The sequence below is a fragment of the candidate division WOR-3 bacterium genome (assembly GCA_039804165.1).
In the GTDB taxonomy this organism is placed as follows: Bacteria; Hydrothermota; UBA3072; order UBA3072; family UBA3072; genus JAFGHJ01.
In genome coordinates this window covers 82,031-99,083 of record JBDRZZ010000005.1, presented here as the reverse complement: position 1 = coordinate 99,083, position 17,053 = coordinate 82,031, and the positions used below count along the sequence as shown (strand labels likewise).

The following is a 17,053-nucleotide window of genomic DNA, read 5'->3' as shown; positions in this document are numbered from 1 at the left end:
GAAGGTAAAGATATATCTTAGAACCGAAGAAAAGAACGAGCCGGTGACTCCGGGCATCTCCTCTATAGGGAGTCCTGTTTCTCATTCTGTTCAGTTGGACATTTACGACATTGCTGGAAGAGAGGTTAGAAAATTATTCAATGGGCAAATAAACACGAAAGATTATCTTATTGACTGGGACCTACGGGATGAAAACGGGAAAGTTGTCCCTTCGGGAGTTTACTTTTACCGGTTAACTATTGATGAAAAAACAGAAAGCAACAAGATAGTTGTGGTGAGGTAGAAAAACAAAATTTCAAAAACTGACAAGGTGTTTAAAAAAAGATATTAGCTATCCTCTTATTATATCCTTAATTATCATTAATCTCGAATTCTTTTCCCGTTCTCTTTCCTCTAATTTCATATTTATTTCTCTCACTGCCTCTTCAACTTCTGGAATTAAAATATACTCAAGAGCATTTACTCTCCGTCTTGTCTTATCTAATTCGAAAGATAAAAGGAGAATTCTTTTTTCCAATTCAGCCAATTCTATTAGTCTTTCAAAAACTTCCCATAAACTCTTTAAGGCCAAATCAAGCGTAGGAGAAGTCGTTGTAAAGCCATAGGAAACAATCTCTCCTTTCAAATCCTTTCTGTATTTTGGAAGAGGAACATTCATCACTTTTTCTATTTCCATAGAAAGCTCAACCTTAGTATCAAGCAATAAAAATGCTCCTTCAAAAATATTTCTATCTTCATAAGCTTTGGCAAGGAAGATTTGCTTCAAAGCTTCTATTAACTCCTTTTCTATTTCCCTTCTCATTGAAACAAAAAGAGCCACAAACTTTTGAATTATTCTTAAAAGTTCATCTTGTTTCTGTTTTAATAATTTATAACCTCTTTTCGCAATATTTAACCGCTTCTTAAGATAAAGTAACTCCATTCTCGTTGCACTTATTTGGATAGCCATATCTTCCAAACCCCTTTTAAGATTTTGGTTTGAGACCTTTTTCTCTTTTCTTACCCTTCATTATTTCCACTTTTAACAGCAGATAAATCTAATTTATCATTTTCTTCAAATTTTGCAAAATACTTATTCAGATATTCCTCTCTAACTCTTTTTAGTTCTCTCCTTGGAAAGATAGAAAGAAGTTTCCAACCTAAATCCAAAGTCTCTTCTACACTTCTATTTTCATATTCACCCTGACTTACATATTCTTTTTCAAACCTATTCATAAACTCAAGATATTTTTTATCCATATCAGATAGAGCCGCTTCTCCAAGAATAATAGAAAGCTCTTCTGCCTCTTTTCCTCTTGAATAAGCAGCATATAATTGGTTATAAAGATCAGCATGATCTTCTCTTGTTTTTCCCTTTCCTATTCCTTTATCTTTAAGACGAGAAAGCGAAGGTAAAACATCGATGGGGGGTTTAATACCTTTCCTTTCAAGAGCTCTTGAAAATATAATCTGACCTTCTGTAATATAGCCAGTAAGGTCTGGAATTGGATGCGTTTTATCATCCTCAGGCATTGAAAGCACAGGAATTAAAGTGATTGAACCTTTCTTTCCCTTTATCCTTCCTGCTCTCTCATAGAGCGTCGCAAGGTCTGTATAAAGATAACCAGGATAACCTCTTCTTCCAGGAACTTCTTTCCTCGCAGCTGAGATTTCTCTTAAAGCTTCACAATAATTTGTCATATCAGTAATAATAACAAGAACGTGCATTTCAAGATCAAAAGCAAGATATTCTGCTGCGGTTAGAGCAGTTCTTGGAGTGGAAATTCTCGCAATCGGAGGATCATCAGCAAGATTCAAAAACATTACAACTCTCTCCAAAGCTCCACTTTTTTCAAAGTCCTCCCTGAAAAATTCTGCTTCCTCAAAGGTAATTCCCACCGCTGCAAAAACCACAGCAAATTTTTCTTCTTTTCCCAAAACTTTAGCCTGCCGGACAATTTGAGCAGCAAGTTTATTATGAGGGAGTCCAGATCCAGAGAAAAAGGGCAACTTTTGTCCACGCACAAGAGGATTTAAACCATCAATTGTAGAAATACCTGTTTGAATAAACTCATTTGGATATTCACGAGCAGATGGATTAATTGGCTCGCCATTAATGTCTCTTCTTTTTTCTGGCAAAATTTTGGGTCCACCATCAATAACATTACCCAGACCGTCAAAAATTCTACCAAGAATATCAGGGGAAAGGTCAAGTTGAATTGTTCTACCTTCAAAAATTACTGAAGATTCAGATATATCTATCCCCCTTGTTCCTTCAAAAACCTGTATCATCGCTTTATCTTGGTGAATCTCAAGAACCTTCCCGGTCCTAACCTCTCCATCTGGCAATTTAATTCTACACAATTCTCCATAGCTAACACCTTTAACTCCCTCCACAAAAAGCAAAGGACCAGCTATGTTAGAAATTGTCTTGTATTCTACTCTCATTGGACTATCTCCTCTTTCACTCCAATACTCTTAATTTCTTCTTTAATTTTGCTTTCTAAAGATTCTATTTTGTAAATTTCTTTTTCTTCAACAAACTTCATTCTCGCAATTTCTTCAAGAATCTCAAGTGATTCAAGCTCTTTAGGATCAGCATCCTTTTTTTCTGCCTCTTTATAAAAAGTAATAATGTTTTTCAACATAAGATATTGTTTCCTTATTGAAGTATAAGTATCCACTTCATGGAAAGCGTTTTGATGTAAAAAATCTTCCCTTATCATTCTCGCTGCCATAAGGATTCTCCTTTCCTTCTTAGAAAGAGCATCCATTCCAACAAGTCGCACCATTTGTTGAAGTTCATCTTCTTCTTCAAGCAATCTCATAGCTTCTTCTTTTAGCTCAAGAAAATCATCTGCTATTTCTCTTCTCATATAATCTCTTACATTGTCCGAATAAAGGGAATAAGAAGTCAACCAATCAATTGCAGGGAAATGTCTTGCATAAGCTAACTCAGCCTTAAGATTCCAGAAAACTTTTACAACTCTCAGAGTGTTTTGAACAACAGGATCAGAAAGATCTCCTCCTGGAGGAGAAACAGCTCCAATTACAGAAATAGCTCCTTCTCTATCATCACTTCCAAGACACTTCACTCTTCCAGCCCTCTCATAGAACTCAGCTATTTTACTTCCAAGATAAGCAGGATAACCCTCTTCCCCAGGCATCTCTTCAAGCCTACCAGAAATCTCTCTAAGAGCCTCAGCCCATCTTGAAGTTGAATCTGCCATTAAAGCCACTGAATAACCCATATCTCTAAAATATTCAGCAATTGTTATACCAGTATAAATTGAAGCCTCTCTCGCTGCAACTGGCATATTGGAGGTGTTTGCAATAAGAATCGTCCTTTTCATTAAAGGCTCTCCTGACTTCGGATCCATAAGCTTAGGAAATTCGTTAAGAACGTCTGTCATTTCATTTCCTCTTTCTCCACAACCAATATAAACAACAACTTCTGCACTAGCCCATTTTGCGAGCTCATGTTGAATAACTGTTTTTCCGGATCCAAAAGGTCCAGGAACACAAGCAGTTCCACCCTTTGCAAGTGGGAAAAAAGTATCTATAACTCTTTGACCTGTAAATAAGGGGATAGAAGGAGCAAGCCTTTCTTTCACTGGTCTTGGCTTACGCACTCCCCATCTTTGTTCCATCTTTATCTCTTTTACCTCTTTATCAGCTTTCACAATAGCTACTGTGTCCTTCACAGTAAATTCCCCTTCTTTTATATCTTCAATCACTCCAGCTACAAGGGGTGGAACTAAAATTCTATGCTCAATTAGCTTTGTCTCCTTAACAACACCTATTATATCCCCTCCAGAAACTTTATCCCCTACTTTCTTAAGAGGTGTAAAAAACCATTTCTTTTCAGGATTTATTCCTGGAATAGAAATTCCCCTTCTAATAAAATCCCCCGCTTTATTTCTAAGCTCATCAAGAGGTCTTTGAATCCCATCATAGATAGACTCAACTAAACCTGGTCCAAGGGAAACAGAAAGTGGTTCACCTGTTCCTAAAACAGGTTCACCAATCTTTAATCCTTCGGTCTCTTCATAAACTTGAATTGCTGCTTTATCACCCTCTAACTCAATAATTTCACCTAACAATTTTTCTTCTCCAACCATAACCACATCAAACATCTTTGAACTCTGCATTTTTTCTGCAACTACAAGAGGCCCAGAGACTCTGATTATTCTCCCTTCAATCATCAAAACCTCCTATATCAATTCCAACTGCCTTCCTAACTATTTCTTTTATCCTCAAAATTCCATATCCCTTACTTCCTCCTACTTCCGGGATAGGAACAATATTTCTCTCAGGATCAAATATAAAATCCTTAAAATTCATTAGTTCCTTAAAAACACTCTCAAATACAAAAACAATTCCAAAATTTGATTTTTGAATCTCTTCTTTTATTTCTTCAATACTTTTATTTTCGCTACTAATTATCTCGGCTCCTAAAGACTTAAAAGGAAAAACAAAATTATATGGCCCAACGAATGCAATTTTCATATAATCAACCTTTCCTTTATTAATTCTTCCTCTACACCATTGGCTTTACCAATAAATATAATCCTTAAATTTTTTATTTCATTTTCCCTTAAAAGAAGATATGAAATAATAGGCTCAACCCCAATTGACTCAAAAGCAATAGACCTAAGATAGGAAATAAGAAGTTTTTCTCCTTCTCTTTCTAAAATGGGAAAAGAATCCTTCCATTCTAAAAGAAATTCGTAAATTGTTCCTTTATAAAGGGAAAGAAGTGAATCAGAATTCTCTATTTTTAATTTCTCAATCTCTTCTTTACTTATATTTCCACAGCACAACAACGCAAAACTAACAAGTTCCTGATATCTTTTAACAAAAAGAAGACGAAGGATTGTTTTCAAGTTAACGAGGTCTATCCACAACTTATAATAATTATTGAGAAATTCATTTTTTGAAGAAGTAAGAGTAATAGCCATAACAGAATCAATCGCAAAACTTAATCTTTGTGGATTATGATTAGATGAGTAATAAGCCTCTACCCCATGGTCAATAGCCTCCCTAAGATAAAAAGGTAATTCTCGGTATTTTTCTTCTTTAAATATCTCTTCTAATTCCACTATAGGAATAGAACCTAAAGGAGAACACTTATCAGAAAAATCCTTATCCGCGATTCTCCCTTTGAGAAGAACAGTGATGTTATGAAAATCAAATTTTGCTCTTAGGATTTTCATAATTTCAGGATCATCTACAAGTTTTTCAACTTCTCTATAAAGTTCAATTCGTGCCTTCTGTAATCCCTCCTCAATCTCTTCATATCCACTTCCAACTCTAAGATAAGAAGCATAATCTGTGTCATGAAGGGCCGCTATCAGCTCATTAACATCTTTAGAGGAAACAAGTTCTTCAAATCTCTTCTTAGAGATAAGTTTTACTTCTTTTGCTCTTATTAATCCCAGAGCATAAGTATATTTTAGATTTAGAACCCTTAAAGCCTCAAATCTATTCACTTCAGAATAAAATCTTTATTAATTCCTCTTGACTTTTATCAAAGACTTCCTCTAAAATAGTAGGAAGAGTTGCATCAATCTTCTTTCTTCCCTTTACCATCACAATCCCTACATCAAAATCTGGAGTTTCCTCAGAAATTTTAAATTTACATTTCTTCTCTTCATTCATTGATCTAATCAGTTCTTTTACTTTCTCAATATGAAGAAGACCAGGAAGAATTTCCTCACTTCCATTTTCAGAAGCCTTAAGGATAAGATTCTCAACAAAAGACCTATATTCTTCCCATTTTAATTTTTTAATTTCTTCAACAACTTTTTCCTTAAGTTCATTCATAATTTTGTTTTTTTCCTCCAACTTTCTTTTTGAAAGTTCAAGCCTGTGCCTACTTAAAATTCTTTCCTTTTCTCGTTTTTTTTCTTCCTCTGCTTCTCTCTCTCCTTTAATTTCTATTTCCTTTGCTTCCTTTTCAGCCTTTTCTATTATTCCCTTAACCTTAATTTCCGCTTCTTCCTCAATTTTTCTCTTAGTTTCTTCTGCTTCTTTTAAAATCTTCTCTATAACTTTGCTCATTTTCAACCAATCGCGTTAACCATTAAGAAACTCGTAACAAAACCTAAAATAGCATAAGTTTCAATCATAACAGCGAAAATAACAACTCTCATTGTAGCTTCTGGTTGTTTTGCAGCAAGTTCAACCCCTGCAGCAGAAACAAGTCCTTGATGAATACCAGAAACCAAGCCCACAATCCCTACAGGAAGACCAGCCATCATATATCTAAGACCCTCAATTATACTCATATCCAAATTCATATTTCCCCCAAACATTCCCAATTTCATCATCATAAACATTGCCGCAATAAAGCCATAGAAACCCTGTGTGGATGGTAAAACCACCAAGATAAAAGTCCTCCCAAATTTTTCTGGTTGCTCGGAAAGCACCCCGGCTGCCGCTCTTGAAGGGATCTGAACTCCTATTGAAGAACCAATACCAGCAAGAAAAACTGCACAAGCTACACCTGACATTGCTAACCAAAAACCACTAACCACTTAAAACCTCCTTTTTTCAATTCTTATATATTTTCCAACTAATCCAAAAGGTTCAAAAGGTTCTCCTCCTCCTTCATAGAAATACGAGAAAAACTCAGCAAACTGAAGTCTCATTGTATGAACAAAACTACTTAAAGTATTTATCCCTATAGAGAGAAGATGCCCAAAGATGAAAAGAATTATAGCAAAGAGAATCCCAACCCCAGGGATTAAATCCCTAACTATTTTAGCAAGAATATTTATGGACATAGCAAGTCCCGCAGTTACAAGACCAAGAGCCATAATACGGCTATAAGAAAGCACATTCCCAAGGAAACTAATAAGTCCATTAAATACAGTAAAACCACCTTTTGCTATTTTTATAATCCAAGACTTACTTTCTCCAGAAAATAAGAAGATCACAAAAATTGGAATAAAGAGAAAAGGCCTCAGTATTCTTAAATCGGCTAACATATATAAGCCCAAAAGAAGAAAGAATAAGATCCAAGATATCTCATTTGTAAAAGCATTATAAAACTTTCCTCTTTTTATCTTCTCTATTATAGAAATAACTAAACCAGTAAAAATTTGAATCACTCCAAAAACCAGAGAGAGTTTTAGAAAATCAAGAGGATTAGAAAAAGGATCAAAAATCATAAATTTTTCTCTAAAATTTTTAAACCAAGAAAGCTCAGGAAAAGCCATTTCAATGTTACTACCAAACCAACTACCTGTTATAGCTCCTGCAAACACCGTAAGAATACCTCCTCCTATAAATATCCATAAATATTTCCTCCCTTCAGGTAGCCTTGGCATTAAGTAAAAACACGCTGCAATTAAAATAACTCCATAAGCTGCATCAGTCATACAAAAACCAAAAAACAAAGCGAAGAATAAGGCCACAAAAGGAGTAGGATCAATTTCTTCCTTTTTAGGCAAAGCATATAACCTTACAACAGCTTCATAGGGGCTACTTAAGGGATTATTCTTTAGTTTAACTGGGATTGATTCTCCTTTTTCAGGCTCCACCCAAGTAAGTTCAACACCCTCATAAGAATTAGCAAGACTTTGTAAAATTGCCTGATTTTCCTTTTCAACCCAACCTTCTAAGATAAGAACCTTCTTGGTTCCAAGGGACTTATTTAAAACCTCAGCTCTCTTCAACCTAAAAAGAAAATAGTCATACAAAATTATATACTTCTTATACTCATTTCCTTTCTTTTTAATCTTTTCAGAAACTTCTGAAATCTTTTCATTTATTTTCTCTATTTCTTCTCTACATTTAGAAACAATTTCTTCTGGTTCTTCCTTTTCTCCCTTAAAATTCACTTCTTCAACTTGATAATCAGCCAAAATCCTTCTAAAATCCTCTTCAAACCCTTTATAAATCAAAAAAATCATTCCCTTTTTCTTTTCTTTCTCGAAAATAGTATAGAAATCCACCGGTAATTCTTTAATTTTTTCCTTTAATTCTTCTTCTTCCACAGATAACTTATATATCTTCAAAGTAACATTTTTTAGAACTTCTAAATCAGACAATTTTATCTTTAATGCTTTCCACTCTTCATAAAAATTTAACTTATCAGTAAGTTCTACTAATTTATTTTTAAGATGATACAACTCCTCTCCCCAATTATAAATTTCATCAATTTCTTTGAGATTAAAGCTCTCAACTACTCTTTTATACTCTTCAGTTGAAACAGAAATTTTCAAATCTATAAATTGTCCAAGTAGGCCTTTTTCCTCATTTACATAAGGCTTAAGCAAATCTAAAATTTTTTCAAGTTTTTTAATAAGTTCTTCAGCTTCTCCATCCTTAAATCTCTCCTCAGGAATTAAATCGGGAAATTTTTCCGCCAGAGAAGAAGATCGCAAATCACTTATATGAAAAATTTCCTTTTCTTGGAGTTCTCTTAAGAAGGCCTCTTTATCTTCTTCGTATATAACAAAACTAACCTTTTTAAGTTCCTTCTGAGGCATTTAGCCCTTTAAAATCCTTTCTATTATCATTTTCTTTGCTTCTTCCATTTTCTTATAAGCCCTATCTTTAATTTCTGCAATCTCCTTATCGATTTCTATATCCAATTTCTTCTTTTCCTCTTCTGCTTCTTTTTTCCCTTCCATTCTTTTCTCTTTGAGTAATTCCTTCACTTTCTCTTTGCTCTTTTCTATAATTATTTCCGCCTCTTCCCTAGCTTTCTCAATCATCTTTACAGTTTCATCTTTTGCTTTTTGAACCACCTCTTCTGCCTTTTTTTCTGCTTCTTTTATTTCTTTTATAAAAGCTTCAGGCATTTCGCCTCCTTCTCTTAAACTGAAATAATACAATCTTGAGGGGAAAACAGGAAAAATTAGCTTTTTAAGAAGAAGCTATCCTAATTTCATTCCACAACCAAATATACTTCATCCTTAGGATGCACTTTATTTGTAACCTTTATCCCTACCAGATCTCCTTTATCTGCAGAAGCCACTGCTTTATGTTCTATCTCCATTGTCTCTACCTTCTGCACGAAATCATCATGAGCCCCTTTTATGTGAATAGTATCCCCAACCCTTAAAGGGCCTGATAATTCAATTATTCCAACGGAGATCTTTCCAAAATAATGAGTTATAACACCTATTTTCTTTTCTTCCATTTAAACACCTCTCTTTAAAGATTTCATTAACCTATTTTAGAATAAAAATAAAAAAAGTCAAGGTTAATTTCAACCAAAAAACCTTTATTTAAATCCTCTGTGGTGTTTTATGTCCTTTCCTTTCTCTAAATAAATCGTATCTTCACATATGTTAGTGGAAAGATCCGCTATTCTCTCCAAATTTTTAGCTATTATAAGAAGATGCACTCTCTGGTCTATCGAGGCAAGCGAATCTGGCTCAACGCACATATTCGAAACAAGGGCTTTGATTATCTTATCCTGAAGTTCATCCACCTCATCATCTCTTTTACAAACATCCTCAGCTTTTTGGGTATCTCCCTCAATAAAAGAGTCCACACTATCCTTTAACATTTTCTTAGTCTTTTCTGCCATAGTTAGAATTTCTTCTATAAAAGCCTCTCTTGGAAGTTCAATCAAAAAAGAAGCGTTACCAGCTATATTTACAGCATGATCAGCCATTCTCTCCAAATCGTTGTTCATCTTTAAAGCTGCAACAATTAACCTTAGGTCCTTAGCCCTCGGTTCAAACTGAGCCAAGGTTTCAATACAGTGCTCTTCAATCTTCATCTCCATCTCATTTGCTTTTTCCTCGTCTTTCTCAATAACTTCCTTAAGCAGTTCTTTTTGTCTCTTTACTAAGCCTTGAATACTTTTTTCAATCATTACCTCAACCAAAGAAGCATAATTTATTATCTCTTTTTTTAAAGATTTTATTCTTTCTTCCAACATTTTAACACCTCTTATCCAAATTTACCCTCAAGATATTCTTCCGTTCTTTTATCTTGAGGAACTGTAAATAATTTTTCTGTAGGGCCAAACTCAACTAACTCACCAAGATAAAGAAAAGCAGTAAAATCAGAAATTCTCGCGGCTTGACCTATGTTATGGGTTACTTGGATAACAGTCACAGAATTTTTAAGTTCTACAATTAACTCTTCTATTTTTGCTGTAGCTTTTGGATCAAGAGCAGAGGTTGGTTCATCAAATAGAATAACCTCTGGATCCGTTGCAAGAGCTCTTGCAATGCAGAGTCTCTGTTGTTGTCCACCCGAAAGTTCCATTGCGGAAGAGCTTAAGCGGTCCTTAACTTCTTCCCAAAGCCAAGCTCTTTTTAAACTATTCTCTACAATCTCCATTATTCTATTTTTATCTCTTATTCCTTTAATATGAAGCCCAAAAGCAACATTCTCAAAAATTGACTTAGGAAAAGGATTTGGCTTTTGAAAAACCATCCCTACTTTCATTCTTAAAGATGATAAATCTGTTTCTTCATATATATTGTAACCATCCAAGAAAATCTTGCCTTTAATCTTTACGTTTTCTACAAGATCGTTCATCCTATTAAAACATCTTAAAAGAGTTGTTTTTCCACAACCTGAGGGACCGATAATCGCTGTTACCTTTTTATCAGGTATAGAAAAAGAAATATCTTTTAGGATTTGCTTCTCTCCAAACCAAAGATTTAATCTCTCAACTTTTAGTCTATTCTTCACCATTTCCTTTGCCTCCTAATTCTGTATCTAATAATAATAGAAAGAGAACTAATCGCTAAAACAAGTGTTAAAAGAATAACTGAAGTTCCATAAGCAATAGGAACTTGAGATTCTGGCCTTGTCCCTTCTGTCATTAAGGCGTAAATATGATATGGGAGAGCCATAACCTCATCAAAAACGGATCTGGGTAATCTTCTAGTATAGAAAGTTGCTGCAGTAAAAAGAATAGGAGCTGTTTCACCTGCGGCTCTCCCAATGCTAATAATCACACCTGTCATTATACTTGGTAGTGCTGTGGGAACAATAACTTTAAGAATAGTTTGTCTTTTAGTCGCTCCAAGAGCATAAGCAGCTTCCCTAAAACTATGAGGAACTGCCTTTAAAGCTTCTTCCGAAGCTTTAATAACCATTGGCAAAATCATTATTCCTAAAGTTAGAGAACCAGAAAGAATAGAAACTCCAAATCCAAAAGTTATTACAAAGATTGCAAGACCAAATAGTCCAAAAATTATAGAGGGAATACCTGCCAAGGTTCCTATAGCTGTTCTTATAATAGTAACAAGAAAATTTTCTTTTGAATACTCAACAAGATAAATGGCTGATAGAACCCCTAAAGGAAAAGCAAATAAAACAGCAAGAACTGTCAAATATAAAGTCCCAATTATAGCCGGAAATATTCCACCTTTTGTCATTCCATCCCGTGGTGGCTCAAGAAGAAAAGAAAAGGAAATCATTTTAACTCCTTTAGAAAAAACAATACCAATAAACAAAAATAAAAACAATATGCTTATAAGTATTGCTATTCTTAAAGCATTTATTCCTAAAAATTCTTTCAGTTTTCTAATCTTCATTTTTTACCCTTTGCCTTTCTAATCACCCATTCAGTTAAAAGGTTAGAAAAAAACGTTATTAAAAAAAGGACAATCGCTATTCCAAATAAAGCATGGAAGTGTAAACTACCAACGGTTGCTTCTCCCATTTCCGCCGCGATCGTAGAAGTCATAGGACGAACTGGTTGAAATATTGAATGGGGTATCTTTGCTGATCCCCCTGCTACCATCAAAACAACCATTGTTTCTCCAATTGCTCTTCCAAACCCAAGAACTATTGAAGCAATGATTCCTGACTTTGCTGCGGGAAGTATTATATGAATTATTGTCTCCCATTTATTTGCTCCAAGAGCAAAAGATGCTTCCCTTAAATCCTTTGGAACCGCATTTATCGCATCCTCCGAAATACTTGAAATTATGGGAATCACCATTATCCCAAGAATTATTGAAGCGGTAAAAGCATTTAAACCCACTTCCAAACCAAAAATCCTTGCAAGGAAAGGTCCCAAAAAAGCCATACCAAATAAACCGTAAATTACTGAAGGAATACCTGCAAGAAGCTCTATAATTGGTTTTAAAACTTCCTTAGCTTTTGGATAAGAAAGCTCTGAAATATAAATGGCGGAGCCCAAACCAAGTGGAACGGAAATAATCAAGGCTCCAAAAGTGACAATCACCGAACCAACAATAAGTCCCAAGATTCCAAATTCTGGAGGAGAATAAACGGGGTGCCAGGATTTACCAAAAATAAATTTAAGAAAACCCACTTCAGAAAATATAACATATCCTTCCTTAAATACACTGAATATTATTCCAAAAAGAAAAATAATAGAACATAAAGCTGCTGCCTCAGTCAAATATTTAAAAATCTTTTCTTTCAACATTTTTATTATTTAAGAGGTGGGGCCTACCCCCCACCTCTTGGTTTTTTTCAGCTGTGTCAACAACAAACCCATAAATAAGGAGGTATTTGACTTCATTTAACTGGCACAAATCCTTCTTCTTCAACAATTCTCTGCCCCTCTCTGGATAATACAAAATTTATAAAAGTTTTTATGATGCCTTTAGGTTCACCATTCGTATACATAAAAAGAGCACGCGATAGTTTATATTTCCCACTTTGAACTGTTTCTTTATTAGGAAAAACTCCATCAATCTTCAAAACTTTTACTTCCTCAGAAATATACCCAAGACCAATATAACCAATCGCATCTGGAGTTTCTGCTACAGTTGTAGCAACGGCTTTATTTGAAGCAAGCATCAAAGCATCATCTTTTACCTTTCCTCCTTTAAGAACAAGGTCTTTAAAAACTTCAAAAGTTCCTGAAGAGAAATCCCGAGAAATAACAACTATAGGTTTAGATGGTCCTCCAAGAGCTTCCCAATTACTAATCTCTCCAGTATAAATCTTCTTTAAATCTTCCAATGTAATAGAATCTATAGGGTTTTTAGGGTTAACAACAATTGCAATTCCATCCCGAGCTATCACATTCGCATAAACATTTACACCTTTCTCTCGAGCAATTTTAAGTTCTTTCGTTTGAATAGCCCTTGAAGAATTTGCTATATCTGTTCTTCCATCAATAAGTGCTGTAATTCCTACTCCAGAACCACCGCCTCGGACAGAGACTGAAATATCTGGATAAAGATCCATAAAAGCTTCTGCCTCTCTTTGGGCAATTGGTAAAACAGTGGTGGAACCCGTGATATTTATCCTCTTTGAAGCAGCAAAACCGGAGAAACCTAAAAGAACCATCCACACTTTTACAAGATTAAAAATTCCACTCTTTTTCATTTTAAACCTCCTTTTATTATTCTATCCAATCATTAAAAAACCATTAATTAAATGTTAAGTTTTTGTTAAGAGTCTTTTATATGGTATTGCTGAATTTCCATTGGAGTTGAATCAAAAGCTGATTAATATCACTTATAGCTTCATTTTCGAAAATAGTCTTCTCTCCCTGAATTTGAAGGAAAACACAAGATTTATTCTTTTCGTCTCTAACGAGATTCCAGTTTATCCCACAGGTAATAGTCATATCTCCATCATTTTCTAATTCGGTATTGCCGTCCCATTTATCAAATCTTCCAATAATGTCCACATCCAATTTTGCTAAATTCTGAAGCTTTAAGATTGGCATAATCATCCAACCATTACTCTTAATATCGCTTTTATCTTGAATAAGATACTCTCCCCAGATTTCAAATGGACCTCTTGCAATACGTCCTACACCTACATAGGCAAATCGATCACTTTCCTTATTTTCATAAAGAATAGAGCCTCCAATAGTTAATCCTGGTAAAGGAATAACTCTCAAGTTACCTGCAATTTCAGGTTCTTTGTCAAGGGCACTCCCTGTCTTATTATATCCTTCTCCATTTAAAATTGAAATTGCATATTCTCCAAAACCATGCGGAATATAACCAAAAAGAGCAAGTCCATAATCTGCGGATGAAGCTACTTTTCTCTCGTCCTCCAGGGCTTTCCGAATAGAAATATACTCCCAGTCATAGACAGTTCCAAAATAATGCTTTAGTAACCCAACCTGGATATCGCTCTCTGGTATTGGCAAAACTTGCGTAAAATTAAGATAAGCGTATTTCAACTTAAGTCCAGCTCCATCTGCAAATTTATCAGAAGAGAAAACATCAATTGTGAATCTACCTTTTATCCTATCTGTAAAAGTGGGTTCAACACCAAAATAACCTCTCTCTAAGGTAAATGCACTTTTGGTAAATTTCCCTTCGCTTCTTTCAGCAGTATATCTATTCCACAACGTCATAGAGATTTTCGTTTCTCCTCCCTTTAGACCTATAGGAGCAACAATCAATAAAATCAGGCAACTCCAACCGACTACTAAACTAAACTTCTTCATAAAAACCTCCTTTTTGAGTTAAAGGTTTATAATACACCATTTAATGAAGTCAAACATACAACTTAGTCTTCACAATCTACCATAAATAGAGTGGTTAATTTCTTATTAATTCAGTATTAAGTATTTGTTAAGATTAAAAATTGACTTATTAATCGACCCTATAAAAACAAAACTTACAAACCTAATTCTCCGGCAAAATAATGGTAAATTTTGTTCCTTTATTTTTTTTACTCTCAACCCTTATCTCTCCTTGATGTAATTGGACAATATGCTTCACAATGGATAGCCCAAGACCTGTCCCTCCATATTCACGGGAACGAGACTTATCCACAACGTAGAATCTTTCAAAAATTCTTGGTAAATGTTCCTCGGATATTCCAATTCCTGTATCAGAAACTTCAATAACAATCGCTCTCTTTTCTCTTCTTGCATTTATTTTTATTTCTCCTTTATCTGTATACCTAATAGCATTCTCAATTAAATTCATAAAAAGCTGCTCGAGTTTAAATGGATCACCTTTAATCTTAGAAACGCTTCTATCTATAGAAACAACCAAGCGCAAGCCCTTATCTTTCATTTCTTTTTCGTAAATACTTAAAACATCCTTTATCAATTTCTTTAAATCCACCTGTGAAAAATCAATTTTAATCTTCCCTTCTTCAATTTCTTCAAGTTCAGAAAGTCTAAGTAAATCTTTAACAATATTAATGAGACGATCTGTTTGCTTTCTTATTATTTCAAGATATCTCTTACCATCACCCTTTTGAGTTTCTAAAAGAGTTTCAACAAAACCCTTAATAGCAGTTAAAGGTGTCCGGAGTTCATGAGAGACATTTGAAATAAAATCTTTTTTCATTAATTCGGTTTTCTTTTTCTCGGTTATTTCGTGAAGAGTAATTACAACTTCATTATATTTTTTTAAAAAGTTAGCAGTGCATATAAAATATCTCTCTCCAATTTTTATTTCCTTTACTACGCTATCTCTTTTCTTTTTTACTTCTTCTATAATTTCTCCAAACTGAGGTTCTCTAAAAACCTCCCAATAATATTTATTTTTTACTTCACTTACATTAAAAATCTCTTTAAAACTATCATTAACAATCACTATCTTTTCATCCGAGTTAATCACAAGAAGAGCTTCTCCAATAGAAGAAATAACAATATCAAGAGAATCTCTTTGTTCTGATAATTTAGAAACCAATTCTCTAATACGAGTGAGCATACTATTAAAGCTTTCGGCAAGCCTCTTTAATTCTCCCTTACCTTCTACAAAAACCTCAAGTTCAAAATTACCTTTAGCTACTTCATCGGCTATACTTACAAGCTCACCAATGGGTTTTGCAAGAGATTTAGAATAAAAAAAAGATACAAAAATAGAAAAAAATAAAAGCGAAAAAACAACAATAAGTAAATTTCTAACAAAAGCACCTATTAGCTCATCTATCTGAGTGAAAAATAAACTCAACCTTATAACTCCAAACACCTCACCTTTTTCATCTTTAATAGGAATAGCAACATATAACATATCTTTACCAAAAGTTTTGCTAAAACGAAGAGAAATCCCGGTTTTTCCATAAAAAGCTTGTAATATTTCTGGCCTTGTTCCGTGGTTTTCCATTTTCTCAGGATTCTCTTCGGAATCAGCAAGAACAACCCCTTTTAAGTCAACTACAGTAATTCTCACCTTTATCTCTTTTCCAATATACTTTGCAAGAGAATCTAAAGAAGAGAATTTTTCACAAACAAGATAAGGAGTTAAGGTCCTTCTAAGAGAAAGAGCAATTTTTTCAAGGTTTTCGGTAAGAGTATTAACATAATACCTTTTTACTAAACCAAAAGAAAACAAAACAAAAAATAAAGAAACACAACTAATCAAAATTAACTGCCCAAAAAAGATTCTAAAAAATATATTCTTCATTCTTCTATTTTATATCCTATACCCCTCACACTTTTAATAAAACCTCCATATTTGCCAAGTTTTTCCCTAAGATGTGCTATGTGAACATCAATAGTTCTGTCAAATACGAGTCTCTCCCCTTCATATAGATAATTTAGAATCTGGTCTCGGGAAAAAACCCACCCTTTCCTCTTAGCAAGCAAAACCAAAATTTTAAACTCGGTTGAAGTAAGCTCAATTTCTTTGCCAGAAACAATAACCTTATACTTATTAGGAAGAATTTCCACGTTTCCCCCTATCTTAATAACCTCAAATTTATCCTCTTTCTCAAACCTTCTTAAAACCGCCTTAACCCTTGCAATTAATTCCCTTGTAGAAAAAGGCTTTGTGATATAATCATCAGCTCCAATCTCAAGACCTAAAATCTTATCCACCTCTTCACCTTTTGCTGTTACCATTATAATTGGAATATTTCCATATTTCTCCTCAGATTTTAAATATTTACAAACCTCAAAACCATCCGCGTCAGGCAACATTAAATCAAGAATAATAAGGTCAGGGGTTCTCTTTTTAAGAAAATTTAAAAAGTCACCTGCATTATAAAAACCTTCAACTTTAAAGCCTACTTTTCCCAGGTTAACAGAAATAAGCTCTACAATATCAACCTCATCATCTACAACCACAATTATTTTACCCATATTTTTTATATTTTACAAAAAAGAAGATAAAAGTAAAGAGGTTTTATTATCTTCTCCTCCCCTCTTGTGTATTTCACATATTTTGATTAAATTATAAAAATAATT

At 34.1% G+C, this 17,053-nt stretch carries 19 protein-coding genes; 1 reads left to right on the top strand and 18 read right to left on the bottom strand.

Annotation, left to right across the window (positions count from 1 at the left end):
- Positions 1-283 (top strand): T9SS type A sorting domain-containing protein (locus ABIN61_03650; protein ID MEO0293302.1); only part of this gene is annotated, 283 nt, incomplete at its 5' end.
- 48 nt (positions 284-331) lie between these two features.
- Here the strand turns inward: ABIN61_03650 and ABIN61_03645 are convergent.
- From ABIN61_03645 to ABIN61_03560, 18 genes are all read right to left on the bottom strand, one after another.
- Positions 332-949, bottom strand: coding sequence for a V-type ATP synthase subunit D (locus tag ABIN61_03645; protein MEO0293301.1), 618 nt, complete (start codon positions 947-949; stop codon positions 332-334).
- Between the two features lie 50 nt (positions 950-999).
- Positions 1,000-2,427, bottom strand: coding sequence for a V-type ATP synthase subunit B (locus ABIN61_03640; protein MEO0293300.1), 1,428 nt, complete (start codon positions 2,425-2,427; stop codon positions 1,000-1,002).
- Complete coding sequence (locus ABIN61_03635; protein MEO0293299.1) at positions 2,424-4,184, bottom strand: V-type ATP synthase subunit A; 1,761 nt, start codon at positions 4,182-4,184, stop codon at positions 2,424-2,426. Before ABIN61_03635 ends, ABIN61_03640 begins: the two co-directional genes overlap by 4 nt.
- The gene (locus tag ABIN61_03630; GenBank protein MEO0293298.1) at positions 4,177-4,488 is read right to left on the bottom strand and encodes a V-type ATP synthase subunit F; all 312 of its coding nucleotides are present in this window, start codon (positions 4,486-4,488) and stop codon (positions 4,177-4,179) included. The genes ABIN61_03635 and ABIN61_03630 overlap by 8 nt, the downstream gene beginning before the upstream one ends.
- Entirely contained in the window at positions 4,485-5,471 is a 987-nt protein-coding gene (locus ABIN61_03625; protein MEO0293297.1) for a V-type ATPase subunit, read from the bottom strand. The genes ABIN61_03630 and ABIN61_03625 overlap by 4 nt, the downstream gene beginning before the upstream one ends.
- Before the next feature lies 1 nt (position 5,472).
- Positions 5,473-6,042 carry a hypothetical protein gene (locus tag ABIN61_03620; GenBank protein ID MEO0293296.1) on the bottom strand — a complete coding sequence of 190 codons (570 nt, stop codon included), beginning with the start codon at positions 6,040-6,042 and terminating at the stop codon, positions 5,473-5,475.
- 2 nt (positions 6,043-6,044) lie between these two features.
- On the bottom strand, positions 6,045-6,518 hold the full coding sequence (locus ABIN61_03615) for a V-type ATP synthase subunit K (protein ID MEO0293295.1): 474 nt from the start codon (positions 6,516-6,518) through the stop codon (positions 6,045-6,047).
- A complete protein-coding gene (locus ABIN61_03610) occupies positions 6,519-8,477 on the bottom strand; it encodes a V-type ATP synthase subunit I (GenBank protein ID MEO0293294.1) in 1,959 nt (652 codons plus the stop codon).
- The gene (locus ABIN61_03605; GenBank protein ID MEO0293293.1) at positions 8,478-8,792 is read right to left on the bottom strand and encodes a V-type ATP synthase subunit H; all 315 of its coding nucleotides are present in this window, start codon (positions 8,790-8,792) and stop codon (positions 8,478-8,480) included.
- Positions 8,793-8,878: 86 nt separating this feature from the next.
- Positions 8,879-9,133 carry a hypothetical protein gene (locus ABIN61_03600; GenBank protein ID MEO0293292.1) on the bottom strand — a complete coding sequence of 85 codons (255 nt, stop codon included), beginning with the start codon at positions 9,131-9,133 and terminating at the stop codon, positions 8,879-8,881.
- A gap of 84 nt (positions 9,134-9,217) precedes the next feature.
- Entirely contained in the window at positions 9,218-9,883 is a 666-nt protein-coding gene (gene phoU, locus ABIN61_03595; protein MEO0293291.1) for a phosphate signaling complex protein PhoU, read from the bottom strand.
- 11 nt (positions 9,884-9,894) lie between these two features.
- The gene (pstB, locus tag ABIN61_03590; GenBank protein ID MEO0293290.1) at positions 9,895-10,650 is read right to left on the bottom strand and encodes a phosphate ABC transporter ATP-binding protein PstB; all 756 of its coding nucleotides are present in this window, start codon (positions 10,648-10,650) and stop codon (positions 9,895-9,897) included.
- Positions 10,644-11,498: a phosphate ABC transporter permease PstA gene (gene pstA, locus ABIN61_03585; GenBank protein MEO0293289.1), complete on the bottom strand. Its 855-nt coding sequence runs from the start codon at positions 11,496-11,498 to the stop codon at positions 10,644-10,646. The genes pstB and pstA overlap by 7 nt, the downstream gene beginning before the upstream one ends.
- Positions 11,495-12,361, bottom strand: a complete 867-nt coding sequence (pstC, locus tag ABIN61_03580) for a phosphate ABC transporter permease subunit PstC (GenBank protein ID MEO0293288.1) — start codon at positions 12,359-12,361, stop codon at positions 11,495-11,497. Before pstC ends, pstA begins: the two co-directional genes overlap by 4 nt.
- Positions 12,362-12,453: 92 nt before the next feature.
- On the bottom strand, positions 12,454-13,272 hold the full coding sequence (locus tag ABIN61_03575) for a phosphate ABC transporter substrate-binding protein (GenBank protein MEO0293287.1): 819 nt from the start codon (positions 13,270-13,272) through the stop codon (positions 12,454-12,456).
- A 76-nt stretch (positions 13,273-13,348) separates the two neighbouring features.
- Positions 13,349-14,353 carry a hypothetical protein gene (locus ABIN61_03570; protein MEO0293286.1) on the bottom strand — a complete coding sequence of 335 codons (1,005 nt, stop codon included), beginning with the start codon at positions 14,351-14,353 and terminating at the stop codon, positions 13,349-13,351.
- A gap of 181 nt (positions 14,354-14,534) precedes the next feature.
- The gene (locus ABIN61_03565) at positions 14,535-16,271 is read right to left on the bottom strand and encodes an ATP-binding protein (GenBank protein ID MEO0293285.1); all 1,737 of its coding nucleotides are present in this window, start codon (positions 16,269-16,271) and stop codon (positions 14,535-14,537) included.
- A complete protein-coding gene (locus ABIN61_03560; GenBank protein MEO0293284.1) occupies positions 16,268-16,948 on the bottom strand; it encodes a response regulator in 681 nt (226 codons plus the stop codon). The genes ABIN61_03565 and ABIN61_03560 overlap by 4 nt, the downstream gene beginning before the upstream one ends.
- Positions 16,949-17,053 lie beyond the last annotated feature (105 nt).